The following is a 20,946-nucleotide window of genomic DNA, read 5'->3' as shown; positions in this document are numbered from 1 at the left end:
CTATTAAGGAGGGAGCCGCTGTATGCACGAGATTCTGACAAATCCGCTCGTCATTGCCGCCGTCATCGGCATTATATCGGCAATATTCGGCAAGAAAAACAAAGATGAAAAACGGCCGCCGGGTACACGTCCCGAAAATCAGGCAAAAAAGCAGGATCAAAAACAGCCGCAGAAAGAGCATAAGCCGGAAGCGGAAGAATTGCCTGCCGTTTCAGAAGAGAACCCTTTTGAGCAAAAAAGAAGGGAAGCTGAAAAGCGCCTAGCGGAGACGGAGCAGATGTTTAACGGGCTTGAACATAAGCTGACTTCTCAACGCGCACGAAACGCATCTCTGAAGAAATCAGCCCTCAAAATAAATAAAGAAACTGCGGTCCAAGGCATCATATTCAGTGAGGTTTTGGGTCCGCCCCGTGCAAAAAAACCGCATCGGACCATGCGGAACATCGGTAAAAAATAAAGTGTTAGAACCCCTTTTCAAATCATACATATGAGATGAAAGGGGGTTCTTTTTTTATGGGGCAAAGAAAGAATCGTGTAAAGGCATGGCTGACAAGAGCATTGGAAATTCCCCCGGACGTTATGATGGATCTGCCTCGTATTACGATGGTCGGCAGACTTCATATCTACATAGAGAATCACAGAGGCCTCCTGCTGTTCAGCGAAGAAGAAGTCAGGCTGATGCTCAAGCAGGGGCAATGTATCATATCAGGAAAAAACTTGGTCATTAAGGCAATCCTTCCTGAGGAAATCCTTTTGGAAGGCACGATAGATCACGTACGATATGTCGATTCATAAAGCCGGGGGGAAATAATGTGAAAAACAAATGGCTGTCATTTTTTTCGGGTAAAGTCCAAATGGAAGTCAAAGGAAAAGGGATTGAACGGCTGCTGAATGAATGCACGAGAAACGGAATCGCCATCTTTGCGGTGAAAAAAAAGCAAGACTGTGTTCTGCTGATGATTCAGCTTCAAGATGTACATGCTTTCAGAAGAGTCATCAGAAAACATGAATGCAAAGCAAGCTTTACAAAAAGAAAGGGTCTTCCCTTTCTGCTTCTCAAATCAAAATTAAACCTGGGCTTCACTGCGGGATTTGTGATGTTTTTCATTATATTGTTTCTTTTGTCCAACATGATTTGGGACATTGATATTAAAGGGGCCAAGCCCGAAACCGAGCATCAGATGGTAAAGCACCTTGAAGAAATCGGTGTGAAAAAAGGCCGTTTGCAATTTTTAATGATGACGCCGGAGAAAATCCAAAAATCATTAACAAACGGCATTGATAATATTACGTGGGTCGGTGTGGAATTGAACGGGACAGCCCTTCATATGAAAGTGGTCGAAAAAAACGAACCGACAAAAGAAAAGTACGTGAGCCCCCGCCATATCGTTGCCAAAAAGAAGGCGGTCATCAAAAGGATGTTCGTGCAAAAGGGGCAGCCGATGGCTTTTGTGAACGATCATGTTAACAAAGGACAGCTTCTCGTCTCAGGACTGATCGGAAATGAAGACCGGAAAGTCGCCTCAAAAGCGGAAATTTACGGAGAAACATGGTACAAGTCAGAAGTAACCGTGCCTCTTGAAACATCATTTACGCTATATACGGGTAAAGTAAGGACGAAGCACAAGCTGTCTTTCGGATCATGGGGCGTGCCTTTTTGGGGCTTTGAATTTAATGAGGAGCCGCTGAAACATCCGAAAACAGAGGAAGAAAAGCACCCGTTTCAATTTCTGGGGATGAAGCTTCCGGTGTCTTACGTTCAAGAACAGACAAGAGAAAGTGAAACAACCGTGCGGACTTATACGAAAGGCGAAGCGGTTCAGGCCGGTATCAAAATGGGAAGACAAGATGTAGAAAAGCGATTAAACGGCAGCGGAGAGGTGGAAAGTGAAAAAGTTTTGCACCAATCCGTTGAGAATGGTAAAGTAAAGTTGATTATTCTCTACCAAGTTATAGAAGATATCGTTCAAACCACACCTATTGTTCAGGGAGACTAAAGAATGGCAGAACATTTACTTGCGATTAATCACAAACTGAAAAGCCCGGACGAAGCACTTTCTTTGTTCGGCAGCCAAGATGCCTTTTTACATTTAATGGAGAAGGATCTGGGCATTAGCCTCATCACACGCGGTGAAACCATTTACGTTTCCGGGAATGATGAAACATTTGAGATCGCTGACAGATTATTAGGCTCGCTCCTTACTTTAATTCGCAAGGGGATCGAGATTTCGGAACGTGATGTGCTGTATGCCGTGAAAATGGCAAAAAAAGATGAACTGGACTATTTTGAAAGCATGTATGAAGAGGAAATAACGAAAACGGCAAAAGGCAAACCGATCCGTGTCAAAACCCTCGGCCAAAGAGAATATGTGGCGGCGATGAAGAAAAACGACATGGTGTTCGGCATCGGGCCGGCGGGAACCGGCAAAACTTATTTGGCGGTCGTAAAAGCGGTGCATGCTTTAAAAAACGGCCACATTAAAAAAATCATTTTAACAAGACCCGCTGTGGAAGCCGGCGAGAGCCTCGGTTTTCTGCCCGGAGATTTAAAGGAAAAAGTAGATCCTTATCTGCGCCCGCTGTATGACGCGCTCCATGATGTGCTCGGAAGCGACCATACGGAGCGTCTTATGGAAAGAGGGGTTATCGAAATTGCCCCGCTTGCCTATATGAGAGGGCGGACGCTTGACGACGCGTATGTGATTCTTGATGAAGCCCAGAATACCACTCCCGCTCAAATGAAAATGTTTTTGACGAGATTGGGTTTTGGCTCTAAAATGATCATTACGGGCGACGTAAGCCAAATTGACCTGCCGAAAGGCGTCACATCGGGACTTGCAGTAGCGAAGGATATGCTGAAGGATATAAACGGCATCTCCGTGATTGAACTTGACCAGACAGATGTGGTCAGGCATCCGCTTGTTGCAAAAATTATTGAAGCTTATGATAAGCAAAAGTAATGCAAAAATGACCCGATCTCCCGTTATCGGGTCATTTTTATATGATGTGTTCCTGATGTTTCAGGGAGGAGGTTCTTGTTTTGAAAAAGAAGGAAAAGGGCAAAAGCGCCCGGGAACGGTTCCGCAGTTTCAGACATGCCCGCTCAGCCCATGTGCTGCTGTACCTGCTGCTTTCAGCGATCATGTTTGGTTTGCTCTTTATTCATGTAAAACCTGAATCACTTAATTTGGATTTGTTTTCAGTCAGTGATAAGACGATTTACGCGCCCGCCACAGTGGAAGATCAGCAGGCGACGGAATCGAAAAAACAGGCGGCCGAAGATGCGGTGGAAGATCAATACACCCTGAAAAAAGGCTATACCGACAACCGGCTTGACCTGATCACTTCCATTTTTGACAGCATCGGCGAAGTGAAAAAAGATGCGGAAAAAGACAAAAAGTCACCATCGGAAAAATCACTGGTCAAATCGGTGAAAAACAAGCTGACACAGGATGTCAATGAATCCGTCTCGGAAGATGCCATTAAATCGCTTCTCCATGCAAACAATGAAGATTTCTCATTTGTGAGGGATTCCGTCATTACCGCGGTGAATACGGTGATGAGCAGTGAAATTCCTTCTGAAAAGCTTGCCGAAGCGAAGGATAAGGTCGCAAAAGAGCTGAAAAGCGCTTCTGTGCCGTCAAAATATTTAGCGGCTGCGACTGAAATCGGAAAATACGCGGTCATCCCGAATTACGTATTTGATCCGAAAGCGACGGATGAAAAACGCCAGGAAGCGTCAGACAGCGTCCAGCCGGTACAGATCAAACAGGGACAGGTTCTCGTGGAAGAGAATGATCTGATCGACCGGGAAGTATACAGGAAGCTTGAACTGACGGGGCTTTTGAATAATTCCAACCTGTTAAAACCGATCAGCGGTCTGCTTCTGATGATCGGGCTGTTTATTGCCACGCTTGTCTACTATTTTGAGAAACAGCAGCAGGAGCTTAAGCTGAAAAATAAATCTCTTTTGCTGTTTTCTATCATTACAACGCTTATTCTCGTCATTATGGAAGTCGTCAGTCTCTTTCAGAAGATTGAATACACCAATATCGGCTATCTTGTGCCGATCGCCGCCGGCGCGATTTTAATCAGGCTGCTGCTCAATGAAAGGCTCGCCATTTTAGGAAGCATCATTCTGGCGATCTGCGGCAGTATGATGTTTAATCAGGGTGTGACGGGAACATTTAATTACGTCATCGGCATTTACTATTTAATCAGCAGCATTTCAGGCATTCTGTTTTTGGGGAAACACAATGCGAGATCAAAAATATTGCAGGCGGGACTGTTCGTCTCATTTATTAATATGATTATCGTGCTGTCGCTTTTATTAATACAAAATACGGCGCTGTCACCGGTTGAAATCGGAACGCTGATGCTGATGGGGGTCGTCTCGGGACTTGCTTCATCCGTTTTAATTATCGGTCTGATGCCGTTTTTTGAGACGGGATTCGGCATTCTTTCAACGATGAGGCTGATTGAACTGTCTAATCCGAATCATCCCCTGCTTCGAAAGATTTTAACGGAAACACCCGGTACATATCATCACAGCGTCATGGTGGCAAATCTGTCGGAAGCGGCTTGTGAAGCCGTAGGGGCAAACGGTCTTTTGGCACGGGTCGGAGCGTATTATCACGATCTCGGCAAAACGAAACGTCCGCAATATTTTATTGAAAATCAGATGAATATGGATAATCCGCATGACAAGCTGTCTCCGCAGCTCAGCAAAAATATCATTATCGCACATACGACAGACGGTGCGAATATGCTCAGAAGCTATAAGTTTCCGAAAGAGCTTGTGGATATCGCGGAACAGCATCACGGAACGTCCCTTTTAAAATTCTTTTATTATAAAGCGAAAGAAAAGGGCGACCAGATTACAGAGAAAGAGTTCCGCTACCCGGGGCCGAAGCCGCAATCGAAAGAAGCGGCTATTATCTCAGTGGCCGACAGCGTTGAAGCCGCCGTCCGTTCCATGCATAATCCCAATCCTGAGCGGATCGAAAAACTGGTGCGGGGAATTATATCCGATAAGCTTCAGGACGGACAATTCTCAGAATGTGATCTCACGTTCCGAGAACTGGATACGATCGCAAAAACACTATGTGCGACTTTAAAAGGAATTTTCCACTCCCGGATTGAATATCCGGAGGCTACGAAGAAGGTGAAATAAATGGGTTTACTCATAGATATTGTTGATGAAACGAACAGCGTCTCAGCTGATGCGCTCCAAGAAGTGGAGAAGCTGCTCCAATTCGCGGCGGAAAAAGAAGGCGTTCAGGATCAGGCTGAAGTATCGGTCACGATTGTGACAAATGAAGAAATCAGAGAAATCAACAGAGACTACCGGGGAAAAGACACCCCGACTGACGTCATTTCATTTGCGCTTGAAGAAGAAGGCGAAGACGAGGTTGAAATCGTAGGCGCCGACATGCCGCCTGTTTTAGGAGATATTATCATCAGCGCAGACAGAACGAAAGAGCAGGCGGAAGAGTACGGCCATTCGTTTATGAGAGAGCTCGGTTTTCTGGCCGTGCACGGCTTTTTGCATTTGCTTGGCTATGATCACATGACAAAAGAAGAAGAGGAAGAAATGTTTTCAAAGCAAAAGGATTTGCTGGATGAGTATGGACTCACGAGATCATAAAAATGAGTGGAGCAGGTTCCTGAAGAGCTTTGTCCATGCATGGAGGGGAATCTGGAAAACGGCGCGGTCAGAGCGGAATTTTCAATTTCATATTACCGCGGCCTGCGCCGTTATCGTTTGCGGTTTTCTCACCGGGCTGAGCACAGCCGAATGGGCCGTTGTTTTGGTGCTGATCGGAGGGATGCTTGCTTTGGAGCTTTTAAATACGGCGATAGAGCATGTTGTGGATTTAGTTACCGATCAGTATCACCCGCTCGCAAAAGCGGCAAAGGACGCGGCCGCCGGAGCCGTTTGCGTCTTTGCCGTGATATCGTGTATCATTGGTTTACTCATCTTCCTGCCGAAGATATGTTAGCAGAAGATTCTTACAATTATTTTACATTGCCAAAAATGGGCGTGAAAAACCGATCATAATTATGTAAAATAAAAGTGACAGCGGTATCATACAGGATAAAGGTAAGAGAGGAATTAAGTACACATGAACAGACAAGAATTGATTGCAGAAGCATTAAAAGCACGGGACACAGCGTATGTACCGTATTCAAATTTCAGAGTGGGAGCCGCTCTTCTTACCAAAGACGGAAAAGTGTACAGAGGCTGCAACATTGAAAATGCGGCATACAGCATGTGCAACTGTGCTGAACGCACGGCGATATTCAAAGCTGTTTCCGAGGGGGATACGGAATTTGCGATGCTCGCCGTGGCTGCGGATACTCCGGGACCGGTTTCGCCGTGCGGAGCCTGCAGACAAGTAATTTCCGAGCTGTGCTCAAAGGATATGCTTGTTATTCTGACCAACTTACAAGGACAAATAAAAGAAATGACTGCGGAAGAATTATTGCCGGGCGCATTTTCATCGGAGGATTTACATGACGAACGAAAGCTTTAAATCAGGATTTGTATCTATCATCGGAAGACCGAACGTCGGAAAGTCTACCTTTTTAAACAGGGTCATCGGTCAAAAGATCGCCATCATGAGCGACAAACCCCAGACGACAAGAAATAAAGTCCAAGGGGTGCTGACAACCGGCACGTCGCAGACCATTTTTATTGATACACCGGGCATTCACAAACCGAAGCACAAGCTTGGCGATTTTATGATGAAAGTGGCGCAGAATACGCTGAAAGAAGTTGACTTGGTGTTATTTATGATTAACGCCGAAGAAGGGTACGGAAAGGGCGACGAGTTTATCATTGAAAAGCTCGGACAGACGTCCACGCCGGTCTTTCTGATCGTAAACAAAATTGATAAGATCCACCCCGACCAGCTGCTTCTTTTAATTGATGAGTACCGTACGCGCTATCCGTTTAAAGAAATCGTGCCGATCTCAGCTTTGGAAGGGAACAACGTCGAAACCCTTCTCGCGCAGATTGAAGCGTATTTACCGGAAGGGCCTCAGTTCTATCCGAGCGATCAGGTGACTGACCATCCCGAGCGGTTCATTATTTCTGAACTGATCAGGGAAAAGGTGCTCCATCTGACAAGGGAAGAAGTGCCGCACAGCATCGCTGTCGCTATCGAGTCCATTAAAGGGCAGGAGAACGGCTCCGTCCATGTCGCCGCCACCATTGTGGTTGAGCGGGATTCTCAAAAAGGGATCGTCATCGGGAAAAAAGGAGCGCTTCTGAAAGAAGTCGGCAAAAGAGCGCGGGCTGATATTGAAGCGCTGCTGGGTTCACGCGTTTACCTCGAATTATGGGTGAAAGTGCAGAAGGACTGGCGGAATAAAATGTCTCAGCTGCGTGATTTCGGCTTCAAAGAGGATGAATATTAATTCATCTGAGGCGCATGCCTGATGTGTGGGATTACCTCACAGAAACAGGGATTCGTTAGCAAAATTTGTTTAACATGAAAAGGAGGACATCAGGTCAAGATAAGGGTAAGAATTTGGATTGGCAAGCTAGTTTAATGATGAAAGGTGGGTTTTTTGTGTTGAATTTTACCTGGAACGTATTTTCTCAAACAGGAAGTGTTGATACGTACCTTCTTTTTAAAGAACTGGAAAAAGAGAACCTGGAAAGACCCGAAGAACCGGAAGATGAGCTAGCCCGAATTGATTTTCCAATTTTGTAAACCTCTTGGCCCCTCCCGTTGTTGGAAGGTGCGGAAATGCTGACTAAATGTGAAGGAATCGTGCTCCGTACGAATGACTACGGGGAGACGAATAAAATCGTGACATTGCTGACGAGGGAACACGGCAAAATCGGCGTCATGGCAAGAGGCGCCAGGAAGTCAGCCAGCCGGCTGTCAGCAGTCAGCCAGCCGTTTTTGTACGGGTCATTTTTAATGCAAAGAACATCCGGACTCGGCACGCTCCAGCAGGGTGAAATGATTCTCAGCATGAGAACGATCAGAGAAGATTTATTTTTGACGGCGTATGCCGCTTTTATCGCTGAACTCACTGACAAAGGAACGGAAGAGAAGAAACCGAACCCCTATTTATTCGAATTGATTCTCGAATCCTTTAAGAGGCTGAATGACGGGACTGACCCGGACGTGATCACATTCATCGTGCAGATGAAAATGCTCGGCGTCATGGGGCTGTATCCGGAGCTGAATCATTGTGTCCACTGCAAAAGCGGGGAAGGGACGTTTCATTTTTCGATAAGAGATAACGGTTTTATCTGCCACCGCTGCTTTGAAAAGGATCCGTACAGAGTTCCGATTTCGCCGCAAACGGCAAGGCTGCTAAGGCTTTTTTATTACTTTGATATCGGAAGGCTCGGCAGCGTCTCGTTAAAACAGGAAACCAAAAACGAAATTAAACAGGTCATTGATCTGTATTACGAGGAATATTCAGGACTTTATTTAAAGTCAAAACGGTTTTTAGACCAGATGGAAAGCATGAAGAACCTTTTGGATGAAAACAAAAGTTGACATTCTGCCCATCTTTTTATATGATCATTTATTATAAAATATGTTGCAGTGACAGAAAGAAGTACTTGCGTCCAACTCATACAAGCGACCTTAGGACAGTGTAAGCTAAGGATGAGCGCGCAACGAAAGGCATTCTCGAGCAACCCTTTAAAAAGAGGCTGAGTGATTCACATCCTCAGCAACTAGGGTGGAACCGCGGGAGAACTCTCGTCCCTATGTTTGCGGCCGGCAAGCATAGAGACGGGAGTTTTTTGGTTGCCGCCGCACTTGTAAAAGAATGGAGAAAGTGGAGGTGCTTGAAATGAACATTCAAGATATGATTTTAACCTTGCAGAAGCACTGGTCGAATGAAGGCTGTGTGCTCATGCAGTCGTATGATGTGGAGAAAGGCGCAGGCACAATGAGTCCGTATACATTTTTACGAAGCATCGGGCCGGAGCCGTGGAGAGTGGCTTACGTTGAGCCGTCCAGACGGCCTGCGGACGGACGGTACGGTGAAAACCCGAACAGGCTCTATCAGCATCACCAATTCCAAGTCATTATCAAGCCGTCGCCTGATAACATTCAAGAGCTTTACCTTGATTCATTGCGTGCGCTCGGCATTGACCCGCTTGAACATGATATCCGTTTCGTAGAAGACAACTGGGAAAACCCGTCTTTAGGCTGTGCAGGTCTCGGCTGGGAAGTATGGCTTGACGGGATGGAAATTACTCAGTTTACATATTTCCAGCAGGTAGGCGGAATTGAATGTAAACCGGTGTCCGTTGAGATCACATATGGTATTGAACGTCTCGCGTCATATATTCAGGATAAAGAAAACGTCTTTGATCTTGAATGGACGTCAGGATTTACTGTGAAAGATTTATTTATGATGGCTGAATACGAGCATTCCGTTTATACTTTTGAAACATCTGACGTGGATATGCTTTTCCATTTGTTCAGCACCTATGAAAAAGAAGCGATCAGACAAATGGATAACGGGCTTGTGCATCCGGCCTATGATTATGTGCTGAAATGCTCTCACACATTTAATCTGCTTGATGCAAAAGGCGCGATCTCGGTGACAGAGCGGACGGGATATATCGGCCGTGTCCGCAACTTAGCGAGAAAAGTGGCAAAAACGTATTATGAAGAACGGGAAAAATTAGGGTTCCCAATGCTTAAAGAGGAGGGCTCTTCCCATGAGTAAACAAGACTTGCTTTTAGAGATCGGACTCGAGGAAATGCCGGCGCGGTTTTTACATGACAGCATGGTGCAGCTCGGTGAAAAGCTGACCGGCTGGCTTGCTGAAAAAAATATCGCCCACGGCGAAGTGAAACTTTTTAATACGCCGAGACGTCTGGCAGTATATATAAAAGACGTAGCAGAAAAACAGGCTGATATTCAGGAAGAAGCAAAAGGCCCTGCGAAAAAAATCGCTCTGGATGCTGACGGAAACTGGACAAAAGCCGCTATCGGATTTTCAAAAGGCCAAGGCGCCGGAGTGGATGACCTGTATATAAAAGATGTAAACGGCACGGAATATGTCTTCGTTCAAAAATTCCAGGCGGGACAAGAGACGAAGACACTTTTACCGCAGCTGGAAAATTTGATTGCCGGAATGCATTTTCCGAAAAACATGCGCTGGGGCACGCAGGATCTGCGTTATATCCGTCCGATCAAATGGATTGCCGCCCTCTTTGGAAAAGATGTCATTCCGTTTGAAATCACAAATGTCGAGACGGGCCGGAACACGCAGGGACACCGCTTTCTCGGCCAAGAAGTATCTGTTGATGTGCCGTCATCATACGAAAAGCTGCTGAAAGAACAAAGCGTCATTGCTGACCCGAAAGAACGCAAACAAATGATCCAAAGCCAGCTGGATGCGCTTGCGGCCAAGAAAAAATGGAATATTCCGGTCGATGAGGATCTGCTGAACGAAGTCAACCATCTGGTGGAATATCCGACGGCGCTTTACGGATCTTTTGAATCCGAGTTTCTTTCTATCCCTGAAGAAGTGCTCGTGACAACAATGAAAGAGCATCAGCGCTACTTCCCGGTAAAAGATGAAAACGGGAATCTGCTTCCTCATTTTATTACGGTGCGAAACGGGAACAGCCATGCAATTGAAAATGTTGCCCGCGGAAACGAGAAAGTGCTGAGAGCAAGGCTTTCAGATGCTGCGTTCTTCTACAAAGAAGACCAAAAGCTGAACATTGATGAAAACGTGAAGAAACTGGAAAATATCGTTTTCCATGAAGAGCTCGGCTCCCTCGGGGATAAAGTAAGAAGAGCGGTCACCATTGCGGGCAAACTTGCCGTCCGCCTGAAAGCGGATGAACAGACGCAAAAACTTGTGAAGCGCGCCGCAGAGATTTCTAAATTTGACCTGGTTACACATATGATCTATGAGTTCCCTGAGCTTCAAGGCGTGATGGGAGAAAAATATGCGCGCATGCTCGGTGAAGATGAAGCCGTCGCTGCCGCTGTCAATGAGCACTATATGCCGAGAGCGGCCGGGGGGGAAGTGCCTTCAACCTTTACCGGCGCGGTCGTGGCGTTAGCTGATAAACTGGACACGATTGCTTCCTTCTTCAGCATTGACGTAATTCCGACAGGTTCTCAGGATCCGTACGGATTGCGCCGTCAGGCAAGCGGCATTGTTTCCATTCTGATCGACCGCAACTGGGGCATTTCTTTTAAAGAACTGCTGTCGTTGACAGAAACGGAAAAAGAAAATGAACTCCTCGATTTCTTTACACAGCGTCTGAAATACGTCTTAAACGCCGAAGACATCCGTCATGACGTTATTGAAGCCGTTCTGGACAGCACAGAACTTGAGCCGTATGCAGCCGTTCATAAGGCAAGAGTGCTTGAGAAGCACCTCGGCACACCCGGCTTTAAAGAAACGGCTGAATCACTCGGCCGGGTTATCTCCATCAGTAAAAAAGGCGAGAGCCGCGATATCAAGCCGGATCTGTTTGAAAATGAACAGGAGAAAAAGCTGTTTGACGCTTATGAAAAAACAAAAGACAGTGTCGCGGAAAGCTTTGCCTCCAAAAACTATGAACAGGCGCTTGCCGTGCTCAGCGGATTAAAAGAGCCGATCGAAGATTACTTTAATCACACGATGGTAAATGCGGACGATGAAGCATTAAAAACCAACCGTTTAGCGCAAATGGCCGCTCTTGCAGATGTAATCAAGTCTTTTGCTAATATGAATCATCTTATTGTAAAATAAAGAAAAAGACGGTTGCTGTGTGATCGGCAATCGTCTTTTCCCCTTTTACATAAACATCACAGAATGAAAACATAGATAAAGAAACCCTTCCATAAAGGTGGTGAGTACGATCGAATTAAATAAACGGCAAGAACAAATTTTACAGATTGTAAAGGAAAACGGCCCGATTACCGGAGAGCATATCGCAGAACAGCTCAATTTAACGAGGGCCACGCTGCGGCCGGACTTGGCCATACTCACCATGTCAGGCTTCTTAGAGGCCCGTCCGCGGGTCGGTTATTTTTATACGGGGAAAACGGGAAATCAGCTGCTTGCGGATAAATTGAAAAAGCTGCAAGTGAAAGATTTTCAATCGATCCCTGTTGTCATCAATGAAAATGTCTCGGTATACGATGCCATCTGCACCATGTTTTTAGAAGATGTCGGCACGTTATTTGTCGTAGATCGTGATGCTGTCTTAGTCGGTGTGCTGTCACGCAAAGATTTGCTGCGGGCGAGCATCGGCCAGCAGGAACTTGCCTCAATACCGGTTCATATTATCATGACAAGAATGCCGAATATCGCCGTCTGCCGGCGTGATGATTATGTGATGGACATCGCCAAGTATTTAATTGAAAAACAGATCGATGCCCTGCCCGTTATTAAAGATACGGATAAAGGCTTTGAGGTCATCGGCCGGTTTACCAAAACGAATATGACTAAGATACTTGTCAGTTTATCAGAAAATGAAATCATATAAGCTTGAAAACTAACGGGGGGATAACATGGACAATCGCATCATTTATGTAGTATCAGACTCAGTCGGAGAAACCGCCGAACTCGTTGTAAAAGCCTCGCTCAGCCAGTTTAACGGCTCAGCCGATGATACGCATATCAGAAGAATACCTTATGTGGAAGATATCGGCACCATTAATGAAGTCGTGTCTCTCGCCAAAGCGGACGGCGGCATTATTTGTTTTACGCTCGTTGTTCCTGAAATGCGCAAATACCTGGTTGAACAAGCGGAAAAAGCGAATGTGCTGTATTACGATATTATCGGTCCGCTCATCGATAAAATGGAATCGGCTTACGGTCTGACCGCCAAATATGAACCGGGCCGCGTCCGCCAGCTTGATGAAGATTATTTCAAAAAGGTCGAGGCGATCGAGTTTGCCGTCAAATATGACGATGGCAGGGATCCAAGAGGCATTTTAAAAGCCGATATCATCCTGCTCGGAGTATCCAGAACGTCTAAAACCCCATTATCACAATATCTTGCCCATAAGCGTCTGAAAGTGGCCAATGTGCCGATCGTTCCTGAGGTCGATCCGCCGGAAGAACTGTTCAGCGTTGATCCGAAAAAATGCATCGGCTTAAAAATCAGCCCTGATAAACTGAACCATATACGTAAAGAACGGTTAAAATCTCTCGGCTTAAATGACAAAGCCATTTACGCCAATATCAACAGAATTAAAGAAGAGCTGGAGTATTTTGAGAAAATCGTGGACCGGATCGGCTGCCAAGTCGTTGACGTTTCGAATAAAGCAGTCGAAGAAACAGCGAACATCATTCATCATCTCAAAACAAAGGGCCGATAACTCAGGACGCTTTATCCTGGGTTTTTGGGTATGCAAATAGGGAATAAACAAAAAGGATGGCATCTTCGCGAAGTTTGTATTATAATAAAAAATTGTGATAAAATGTTTATTTTTAGGTTTAAGCTTCGTGTGATACGAATAAACTATTATGGGTAAGATGTCAAGAATAACTCCCGGAAATTTTTCGACAAAGCTCAAAATAGATCCGCAGTCATGGAGCATATGCGATTTCGCTTGTTTTTATGCAGGAGATTGATGGAGGGATGGAGAATTAGTCTTCTAAATGAAAAAGAAAAGACGATTTTTGTCGATGCAGACGCATGCCCCGTAAAAGAGGAAATAATGCTCATTGCATCGCAATTCAGCGTTCGGGTTATTTTCGTCGCATCATTTGAACACTACCAGCTTTCCAGAAGCAAAGACGAGAACTGGGTATACGTTGATCCTCATAAAGAAGCGGCAGATTTATATATCGCAAACCATGTGAGATCGGGAGACGTCGTAGTCACGCAGGATATCGGTTTAGCATCTCTTTTGCTGAACAGAAATATTGCCGTCTTATCGGAAAGGGGCCGTTCTTATACTGAAGACACGATTGACTTCGCTCTGATGAGCCGTCATATGTCAGGCAAAATGAGAAGAAGCGGCATTCATTCCAAAGGACCTAAAAAATTAAATAAAGAAGATCGGAATCGATTTGTTACCCTGCTTAAAAAAATCCTGTCGAATGATGAAGGGATTTCAAATCAAAACATCGAATAATGTACGACGGAGTGTTATAAGATGGGAAACCGCATACCAGATGAAGTAGTTAATCAGGTGCAGCAGTCAGCAGACATTGTTGAAGTCATAGGTGATTATGTCCAATTGAAAAAGCAAGGCCGCAACTACTTTGGGCTCTGTCCGTTTCACGGGGAAAACACGCCCTCGTTTTCCGTCTCCAGCGATAAGCAGATCTTTCATTGCTTCGGATGCGGAGCGGGCGGGAACGTTTTCTCTTTCTTACGGCAGATGGAAGGCTATTCATTTACGGAAGCTGTTTCTCACCTTGCGGATAAATATCAGATTGATTTCCCTGATGATATAACGATTCACTCTGCATCCAGGCCTGAATCTTCCGGAGAGCAGAAGATGGCGGAAGCCCACGAGCTTCTGAAGAAATTTTACCATCATTTGCTAATAAATACAAAGGAAGGCCAGGAAGCGTTAGATTACCTTTTATCAAGGGGTTTTACGAAAGAGCTCATAGATGAGTTTGAAATCGGCTACGCGCTGGATTCCTGGGATTTCATGACGAAATTCTTGAAAAAGCGCGGTTTTGAGGAAGAAATGATGGAAAAAGCGGGTCTGCTGATCAGAAGGGAAGACGGCAGCGGGTATTTTGACCGTTTCAGAAACAGAATTATGTTTCCCATTCATGATCACCACGGAGCCGTGGCGGCTTTTTCAGGAAGGGCGCTCGGAAGCCAGCAGCCGAAGTATATGAACAGCCCGGAAACGCCGCTGTTTCATAAATCTAAGCTGCTGTATAACTTTCATAAGGCGCGCCTGCCGATCAGGAAAGAGGAGAGAGCCGTTCTGTTTGAAGGCTTCGCTGACGTCATATCCGCCGTCAGCTCAGGCGTAAAAGAAAGTATCGCCACAATGGGGACGTCGCTCACCGAAGAGCATGTGAAAATCCTCAGAAGAAATGTTCAGGAGGTCATTCTCTGCTACGATTCGGATAAAGCCGGGTACGAAGCTACGCTGAAAGCGGCCGGCCTGCTCCAGAAAGCTGATTGTAAGGTAAGAGTAAGCATGCTGCCTGACGGGCTTGATCCTGATGATTATATCAGAACCCGGGGCGGAGAAAAATTCCGGACCGATATCATTGATGCAAGCGTTACGGTCATGGCTTTTAAAATGCAATATTTCCGCAAAGGGAAAAACTTATCTGACGAAGGAGACCGGCTCGCTTACATGAAAGAAGTGCTGAAAGAAATCAGCGCTCTTTCCGGGTCGCTTGAGCAGGAAATGTATGTGAAGCAGCTCGCCTCTGAATTTTCTCTTTCGGTAGAATCTTTGACGGAACAGCTTTCCATCTACGCCAGACAAAACGCCCCCGGCGACAAAAACGCCGAACCGCAGACAAGACGGGCCCGGGTGACGACAAAAGCGAAACGGCGCCGTCTCCGTCCCGCCTATGAGAACGCGGAAAGACTTCTGCTCGCTCATATGCTGAGAGACCGAAACGTCATAAAGAAAGTGATTGAGCGTGTCGGCTTTGAATTTAACATTGACGGACATCGTGCGCTGGCAGCATACCTGTACGCTGTTTATGAAGAGGGTGCTGACATGACGCCGCAGCATCTTATGGCGAGAATGCAGGATGAGGAAATCAGCCAGCTGCTTTCAGATATAGGGATGCTCCAAGTAAACGAGGAGCTCTCAGAGGCCGAGTTATCCGATTACGTAAAAAAAGTGTTGGATCACCGAAAATGGTCAATGATAAAGGAAAAAGAAGCAGAAAGAGCGGATGCGGAGAGGCAGAAAGACTTCGTGAAAGCTGCGTCTCTGGCTCAAGAAATTGTTGCATTGAACCGATCATTAAAGTAACACCAAAAAGAGGCTTGCGTTCTGATTGGCAATGATTCCTTGCGGAGGAGCAAATAGATCGCTTAACCTCATCATGAATTGTCATTATTATCCGCAGCCCTGCATGCTGAAAAAGAGAGAAGGCTTCCGGGGCGGATAAGAAACATACCGCTTTTAGAATTCGTTGCAAGCTTTGGAAGGAGGGATCCATAATGGCTGATAAACAAACCCACGAAACAGAAACAGAACTTACATTAGACCAGGTAAAAGAACAGCTTACTGAAACTGGAAAAAAACGTGGCGTTTTAACATATGAAGAAATTGCTGAACGCATGTCCAGCTTTGAAATTGAATCAGACCAAATGGATGAGTATTATGAATTTTTAGGAGAACAAGGTGTTGAATTAATTAGTGAAAATGAAGAAACGGAAGATCCTAATATTCAACAGCTTGCCAAAGCCGAAGAAGAATTTGACCTTAATGACCTCAGCGTACCGCCTGGCGTAAAGATCAATGATCCAGTCCGCATGTACCTTAAGGAAATCGGACGGGTAAATCTTCTTTCTGCTAAAGAAGAAATCACCTACGCTCAAAAAATTGAAGAGGGTGACGAGGAATCTAAACGCAGACTGGCTGAAGCAAACCTTCGTTTAGTTGTCAGCATTGCTAAACGGTATGTCGGCCGCGGCATGCTTTTCTTAGACTTGATCCAAGAAGGAAACATGGGTCTCATGAAAGCCGTCGAGAAGTTTGACTACCGTAAAGGATATAAATTCAGTACGTATGCGACTTGGTGGATCAGACAGGCGATTACACGCGCCATCGCTGACCAGGCGAGAACAATCCGTATCCCGGTTCACATGGTGGAAACCATTAACAAATTAATCCGGGTGCAGCGTCAGCTTCTTCAGGATCTTGGCAGAGAGCCGACACCGGAAGAGATTGCTGAAGACATGGATCTTACGCCTGAAAAAGTCCGTGAAATATTAAAAATTGCTCAAGAGCCGGTTTCTTTAGAAACGCCGATCGGTGAAGAAGACGACTCACATCTCGGTGATTTTATCGAAGACCAGGAAGCGACATCTCCGTCGGATCATGCGGCATATGAGCTTTTAAAAGAACAGCTGGAAGATGTGCTGGATACGTTGACAGATCGTGAAGAAAACGTGCTGCGTCTCCGTTTCGGTCTGGATGACGGACGCACAAGAACTTTAGAAGAAGTCGGCAAAGTGTTTGGAGTAACGAGAGAGCGTATTCGCCAAATTGAAGCAAAAGCGCTTCGTAAATTGAGACATCCGAGCAGAAGCAAACGTCTGAAGGATTTTCTCGAATAGAATGGAACGGGTCTTTTTGATCCGTTCTTTTTTATGTATAAGATATATGGATAATATACCTTTATTTTACTGGATAAGCATATGTTTTGCAAATGGGTTCGGAAAAAATGCGGCATGTCCTGAAAGAGGGAAAATGAGATAAGTTTATTTATATTCTTTATTGTAAGCGTATACAATTCATTATACAATAGAATAAAGATAATTTTGTGATAAACAAAACAGTTATTTTTGCTTTTTGTATAAATTGTGAAATCAATGAAATTGCTGAGCAAGACCATTTACTTTTTGTAAAAATAAGTTAGAATTAGAAGTGTTTACATAGGGGGAGAATGAAAAAGGGGGATGGAGATATGAAGTGGAATCCGCTGATTCCTTTTTTGCTCATTGCAGTGCTGGGAATAGGGCTGACTTTCTTTTTAGCTGTAAAAGGCAATGGAGATGCGCATCAGATCGCAAGCGGCGGTGAAAGCAAAAATGCCGAGAAGGAAACTGCAAACGCTTCACCTGAAGAGATTTATAAAGCGAACTGCATCACCTGTCACGGGGAAAACTATGAAGGTGTGTCAGGACCGAACTTAAAAGGCGTCGGCAAAAGAAAAGATGTCGCTGAGATTAAAACAAAAATTGAAAAAGGCGGCAACGGGATGCCTGCGGGCCTTGTGCCGGCCGAAAAGCTGGATGACATGGCAAAATGGGTTTCTGACATTAAATAAAGCTTTACCGGTCCCTATATAAAAGACATATGAAAAACTCTATCCGCCGCTTGGATTCCGGGCGGTTTTTTTATATGATAGTAAAGGAAAAAGAACATGAGAAAAGTTGTGATATTGTGAATGAAATGAAGTTATCTAAAAGATTGCAGTCTGTGGCGGAATATATCCCTCCGGGTGCCCTGGTTGCTGATATCGGGTCAGACCACGCGTATCTTCCTTGCTATGCCGTTTTGAATCATTTGGCAAGCCGCGCAATCGCCGGTGAAATTACAGACGGACCGTTTCTATCCGCCAAACAGCAGGTGGAAAAACTGGACTTAAGCACTCTTATCTCCGTAAGGAAAGGTGACGGGCTGAGCGTCCTTGAAAAAGGAGAAGCCGGCGCCATTACGATCGCTGGCATGGGCGGAGCGCTGATCGCTCATATTTTGGAGTCGGGAAAAACGAAATTGACGGGGCGTGAACGGCTGATTCTGCAGCCGAATATTCATGCCGTTCATATAAGAGAGTGGCTGTATCAGGAAGGTTATGAACTGCTTGATGAAGTGATTCTCGAAGAAGACGGAAAGTGTTATGAAATCCTCGTTGCGGAAACTGGCGACCGTGATGCGCCGTACCGGGACGTGCCGATGGCTGCCGGAATGCTTGCGGGTCCGTTTTTATTAAAAGAGAGGAACGAAGTGTTTCTTCGGAAATGGAGCCAGGAACTTAAGCATACTGAACAAATTTATGAACAGATCAGCCGCAGCGCAAAGCATGAAAATCATGAAAAATTAGCTGAATTGAAAGAGCGGATTTCTCTGCTGAAGGAGGTAATCGGACATGCCTAAACATGTGAACGGACAGGAAATCATCCAGCTGTTTGAACAATTTTCACCGAAGGCTTATGCGGTGGAAGGAGATAAAATCGGACTGCAGATCGGTACATTGAATAAGCCGGTGAAAAATGTCATGGTGACACTGGATGTTCTGGAACAAACGGTAGATGAAGCCATTGAGAAAAAAGTTGACTTAATTATCGCCCACCATCCGCCGATTTTTCGGCCGCTTAAACAGATCACCACTGATCAGCCGGGCGGAAGACTGATTGAGAAATGTATAAAGCATGATATTGCCGTATATGCGGCTCATACGAATCTTGATGTAGCGGACGGCGGTGTTAACGATCTGCTTGCCGAAGCTCTCGGCCTGACAGACACAGAAGTGCTCGTCCCGACATATTCGGACCCGATGAAAAAACTTGCCGTATATGTTCCGAAAGACTATGAAGAAGCTGTAAGAACCGCACTCGGCAACGCCGGAGCGGGACATATCGGCAATTACAGCCATTGCGCGTTCTCTTCTGAGGGAATCGGGAGCTTTAAGCCGCTGGAGGGGGCAGACCCGTTTATCGGACAGACGGGAGAGCTGGAACTCGTCCATGAAGTGAGACTTGAGACCGTTTTTCCGGCAAGTATGGAGAAAACCGTCGTAAAAGCGCTGAAAAAAAGCCATCCGTATGAAGAGGTAGCGTATGATATTTATCCGGTGGAGCAGTCTCCGCTTGAAAAAGGACTCGGCCGGATCGGAAAACTTCAGCAGGACATGACGCTTGAAGAGTTTGCTCTGTTTGTGAAAGAAAAGTTTGACGTTAACGGAGTCCGGATGGTCGGAGAGCGAAACAGCAAGGTGAAAAAAGTCGCGGTTCTTGGCGGCGACGGAAATAAATATATTTATCAGGCAAAGCGGAAAGGTGCAGATGTTTACGTGACGGGCGACCTTTATTTTCACGTAGCGCAGGATGCGATGATGATGGGATTAAACGTCGTAGACCCGGGGCATTATGCTGAAAAGATCATGAGAAAAGGCACGGCTGAGAAGCTTACGGCAATGGCCGTAGAGAAAAACTATGACGTGCGCATTTTCGCTTCCGAAACAGATACAAACCCATTTACCTTCTTATAAAAAAACTGAGGCCCCGGGCCTCAGTTTTTTATTTTTACTTTCGGAAGGATTTTTTTGAGCGGCACACTGTGTTCAAGCTGCCATGTCGATTCATCGTTGTGGTCAAACTGCTCTAAAAAGCGGATGACTTCCTTTGTAATCGGTGTCGGTGTTGATGCGCCCGCGGTAACGGCGACGGTATTGACGTCTTTCAGCCATTCAAGCTTCAGTTCACTGATGTCTCCGATTCGGTAGGCTTTTGTTCCGGCGATTTCTTCTGACACTTGAGCCAGCCTGTTGGAGTTATTGCTTTTCGGATCGCCGACAACAATGGTTAAGTCCGCTTTTTTTGCCTGCTCCGATACAGCCTCTTGACGAACCTGTGTGGCCAGGCAGATTTCCTGATGGTATTCCACGTGCGGGTACTTTTCTTTGACTGATTCCATAATATCGTGGACGTCCCACTGGGACATTGTCGTTTGGTTTGTAACGATTAATTTCTCAGCCTGAATATCGAGATTTCTCACGTCTTCTTCTGTTTCAACGAGATGAACGATTTCAGGAGCGACGCCGACGGCTCCTTCAGGCTCGGGGTGGCCTTTTTTGCCGATGTATATGACATGATAGCCTTCAGCTTTTACTTTTCGGATTAAGTCATGTGTTTTCGTGACGTCCGGGCATGTGGCGTCAATCGTAACAAGCCCTTTTTCCTCAGCAGCTTTTCTTACTTCCGGAGATACCCCGTGAGCCGTGAAAATAACGGTTCCTTTTTCCACCTGCTTTAAAATCTCCAGACGGTTTGTACCGTCAAGCGTGTAAATGCCGTCTTCCTCAAACGCATCTGTGACATGCTTATTATGAACAATCATTCCGAGTATATATATAGGTCTTGGCAGTGTTTTATCGAGTGACGCGTTTTTGGCTATGACCATGGCATCAACAACGCCGTAACAGTAGCCGCGCGGCGATATTTTGATAACGTCCAATGTAGATGTCCTCCTATCAAAAGTGAGTGTAGAGGCAATATAAAAAGCCGTAGTTAAACGGCTCAAATCTTGCATTCTTCTGATCTCATTATA

The 20,946-nt window shown here is 45.6% G+C and carries 21 protein-coding genes and 1 pseudogene; 21 read left to right on the top strand and 1 reads right to left on the bottom strand.

The genetic code is table 11. From position 1 onward, the window contains the following. The first annotated feature begins 22 nt into the window (after positions 1-22). From OWN49_RS10890 to OWN49_RS10790, 21 genes and pseudogenes are all read left to right on the top strand, one after another. Positions 23-457: a hypothetical protein gene (locus OWN49_RS10890; protein ID WP_070082126.1), complete on the top strand. Its 435-nt coding sequence runs from the start codon at positions 23-25 to the stop codon at positions 455-457. A 56-nt stretch (positions 458-513) separates the two neighbouring features. Beyond that, positions 514-795, top strand: coding sequence for a sporulation protein YqfC (gene yqfC / locus OWN49_RS10885; protein WP_003152966.1), 282 nt, complete (start codon positions 514-516; stop codon positions 793-795). Between the two features lie 17 nt (positions 796-812). Then, positions 813-2,037: pseudogene (gene yqfD, locus OWN49_RS10880) on the top strand (sporulation protein YqfD). After that, a complete protein-coding gene (locus OWN49_RS10875; RefSeq protein ID WP_003152970.1) occupies positions 2,001-2,960 on the top strand; it encodes a PhoH family protein in 960 nt (319 codons plus the stop codon). The pseudogene yqfD and the gene OWN49_RS10875 overlap by 37 nt, the downstream one beginning before the upstream one ends. A gap of 80 nt (positions 2,961-3,040) precedes the next feature. Continuing rightward, complete coding sequence (locus tag OWN49_RS10870; protein ID WP_003152972.1) at positions 3,041-5,173, top strand: HD family phosphohydrolase; 2,133 nt, start codon at positions 3,041-3,043, stop codon at positions 5,171-5,173. Next, the gene (ybeY, locus tag OWN49_RS10865; RefSeq protein ID WP_003152973.1) at positions 5,174-5,647 is read left to right on the top strand and encodes an rRNA maturation RNase YbeY; all 474 of its coding nucleotides are present in this window, start codon (positions 5,174-5,176) and stop codon (positions 5,645-5,647) included. It abuts the gene before it with no gap. Further along, entirely contained in the window at positions 5,628-6,002 is a 375-nt protein-coding gene (locus OWN49_RS10860) for a diacylglycerol kinase family protein (protein WP_003152974.1), read from the top strand. The genes ybeY and OWN49_RS10860 overlap by 20 nt, the downstream gene beginning before the upstream one ends. A gap of 123 nt (positions 6,003-6,125) precedes the next feature. Next, a complete protein-coding gene (locus OWN49_RS10855) occupies positions 6,126-6,536 on the top strand; it encodes a cytidine deaminase (protein WP_003152976.1) in 411 nt (136 codons plus the stop codon). Then, positions 6,517-7,422 carry a GTPase Era gene (era, locus tag OWN49_RS10850; protein ID WP_007408285.1) on the top strand — a complete coding sequence of 302 codons (906 nt, stop codon included), beginning with the start codon at positions 6,517-6,519 and terminating at the stop codon, positions 7,420-7,422. The genes OWN49_RS10855 and era overlap by 20 nt, the downstream gene beginning before the upstream one ends. Before the next feature lie 155 nt (positions 7,423-7,577). Next, positions 7,578-7,721 carry a YqzL family protein gene (locus tag OWN49_RS10845; protein WP_007408286.1) on the top strand — a complete coding sequence of 48 codons (144 nt, stop codon included), beginning with the start codon at positions 7,578-7,580 and terminating at the stop codon, positions 7,719-7,721. Between the two features lie 36 nt (positions 7,722-7,757). After that, on the top strand, positions 7,758-8,525 hold the full coding sequence (recO, locus tag OWN49_RS10840; RefSeq protein WP_003152982.1) for a DNA repair protein RecO: 768 nt from the start codon (positions 7,758-7,760) through the stop codon (positions 8,523-8,525). Positions 8,526-8,826: 301 nt separating this feature from the next. Further along, positions 8,827-9,714 (top strand): glycine--tRNA ligase subunit alpha, encoded by an 888-nt coding sequence (gene glyQ, locus OWN49_RS10835; RefSeq protein ID WP_003152984.1) that lies wholly within the window; start codon positions 8,827-8,829, stop codon positions 9,712-9,714. Next, a complete protein-coding gene (gene glyS / locus OWN49_RS10830) occupies positions 9,707-11,746 on the top strand; it encodes a glycine--tRNA ligase subunit beta (protein WP_176283427.1) in 2,040 nt (679 codons plus the stop codon). Before glyQ ends, glyS begins: the two co-directional genes overlap by 8 nt. A gap of 100 nt (positions 11,747-11,846) precedes the next feature. Further along, positions 11,847-12,485 carry a transcriptional regulator CcpN gene (gene ccpN / locus OWN49_RS10825; RefSeq protein WP_003152989.1) on the top strand — a complete coding sequence of 213 codons (639 nt, stop codon included), beginning with the start codon at positions 11,847-11,849 and terminating at the stop codon, positions 12,483-12,485. A 25-nt stretch (positions 12,486-12,510) separates the two neighbouring features. After that, entirely contained in the window at positions 12,511-13,323 is an 813-nt protein-coding gene (locus OWN49_RS10820; protein WP_003152991.1) for a pyruvate, water dikinase regulatory protein, read from the top strand. A gap of 255 nt (positions 13,324-13,578) precedes the next feature. Then, positions 13,579-14,085 carry a YaiI/YqxD family protein gene (locus tag OWN49_RS10815; RefSeq protein WP_014418404.1) on the top strand — a complete coding sequence of 169 codons (507 nt, stop codon included), beginning with the start codon at positions 13,579-13,581 and terminating at the stop codon, positions 14,083-14,085. Between the two features lie 21 nt (positions 14,086-14,106). Continuing rightward, positions 14,107-15,918, top strand: coding sequence for a DNA primase (gene dnaG / locus OWN49_RS10810; RefSeq protein WP_003152996.1), 1,812 nt, complete (start codon positions 14,107-14,109; stop codon positions 15,916-15,918). A 191-nt stretch (positions 15,919-16,109) separates the two neighbouring features. After that, entirely contained in the window at positions 16,110-17,231 is a 1,122-nt protein-coding gene (gene rpoD, locus OWN49_RS10805; RefSeq protein WP_003152998.1) for an RNA polymerase sigma factor RpoD, read from the top strand. Between the two features lie 350 nt (positions 17,232-17,581). Then, positions 17,582-17,944: a cytochrome c550 gene (gene cccA / locus OWN49_RS10800; RefSeq protein ID WP_003152999.1), complete on the top strand. Its 363-nt coding sequence runs from the start codon at positions 17,582-17,584 to the stop codon at positions 17,942-17,944. Between the two features lie 125 nt (positions 17,945-18,069). Then, on the top strand, positions 18,070-18,774 hold the full coding sequence (locus OWN49_RS10795) for a tRNA (adenine(22)-N(1))-methyltransferase (protein ID WP_032860295.1): 705 nt from the start codon (positions 18,070-18,072) through the stop codon (positions 18,772-18,774). Beyond that, entirely contained in the window at positions 18,767-19,888 is a 1,122-nt protein-coding gene (locus OWN49_RS10790) for a Nif3-like dinuclear metal center hexameric protein (RefSeq protein WP_146284348.1), read from the top strand. The genes OWN49_RS10795 and OWN49_RS10790 overlap by 8 nt, the downstream gene beginning before the upstream one ends. A 20-nt stretch (positions 19,889-19,908) precedes the next feature. Here OWN49_RS10790 and OWN49_RS10785 read toward each other — a convergent pair whose 3' ends face one another. After that, the gene (locus tag OWN49_RS10785) at positions 19,909-20,853 is read right to left on the bottom strand and encodes a 4-hydroxy-3-methylbut-2-enyl diphosphate reductase (protein ID WP_003153006.1); all 945 of its coding nucleotides are present in this window, start codon (positions 20,851-20,853) and stop codon (positions 19,909-19,911) included. Positions 20,854-20,946 lie beyond the last annotated feature (93 nt).

The sequence above is a fragment of the Bacillus sp. NEAU-242-2 genome (genome assembly GCF_027853835.1).
GTDB lineage: Bacteria > Bacillota > Bacilli > Bacillales > Bacillaceae > Bacillus > Bacillus velezensis.
Note: the sequence above shows the minus strand (reverse complement) of the source record. Positions and strands in the feature narration are given on the sequence as shown.

Coding starts and splice junctions, on each gene's coding strand:
- yqfC (WP_003152966.1), top strand. CDS start 514: ATGGGGCAAAGAAAGAATCGTGTAAAGGCATGGCTGACAAGAGCATTG.
- OWN49_RS10860 (WP_003152974.1), top strand. CDS start 5,628: ATGGACTCACGAGATCATAAAAATGAGTGGAGCAGGTTCCTGAAGAGC.
- recO (WP_003152982.1), top strand. CDS start 7,758: ATGCTGACTAAATGTGAAGGAATCGTGCTCCGTACGAATGACTACGGG.
- cccA (WP_003152999.1), top strand. CDS start 17,582: ATGAAGTGGAATCCGCTGATTCCTTTTTTGCTCATTGCAGTGCTGGGA.
- glyS (WP_176283427.1), top strand. CDS start 9,707: ATGAGTAAACAAGACTTGCTTTTAGAGATCGGACTCGAGGAAATGCCG.
- dnaG (WP_003152996.1), top strand. CDS start 14,107: ATGGGAAACCGCATACCAGATGAAGTAGTTAATCAGGTGCAGCAGTCA.
- rpoD (WP_003152998.1), top strand. CDS start 16,110: ATGGCTGATAAACAAACCCACGAAACAGAAACAGAACTTACATTAGAC.
- glyQ (WP_003152984.1), top strand. CDS start 8,827: ATGAACATTCAAGATATGATTTTAACCTTGCAGAAGCACTGGTCGAAT.
- OWN49_RS10790 (WP_146284348.1), top strand. CDS start 18,767: ATGCCTAAACATGTGAACGGACAGGAAATCATCCAGCTGTTTGAACAA.
- era (WP_007408285.1), top strand. CDS start 6,517: ATGACGAACGAAAGCTTTAAATCAGGATTTGTATCTATCATCGGAAGA.
- OWN49_RS10890 (WP_070082126.1), top strand. CDS start 23: ATGCACGAGATTCTGACAAATCCGCTCGTCATTGCCGCCGTCATCGGC.
- ybeY (WP_003152973.1), top strand. CDS start 5,174: ATGGGTTTACTCATAGATATTGTTGATGAAACGAACAGCGTCTCAGCT.
- OWN49_RS10820 (WP_003152991.1), top strand. CDS start 12,511: ATGGACAATCGCATCATTTATGTAGTATCAGACTCAGTCGGAGAAACC.
- OWN49_RS10875 (WP_003152970.1), top strand. CDS start 2,001: ATGGCAGAACATTTACTTGCGATTAATCACAAACTGAAAAGCCCGGAC.
- OWN49_RS10855 (WP_003152976.1), top strand. CDS start 6,126: ATGAACAGACAAGAATTGATTGCAGAAGCATTAAAAGCACGGGACACA.
- OWN49_RS10815 (WP_014418404.1), top strand. CDS start 13,579: ATGGAGGGATGGAGAATTAGTCTTCTAAATGAAAAAGAAAAGACGATT.
- OWN49_RS10795 (WP_032860295.1), top strand. CDS start 18,070: ATGAAGTTATCTAAAAGATTGCAGTCTGTGGCGGAATATATCCCTCCG.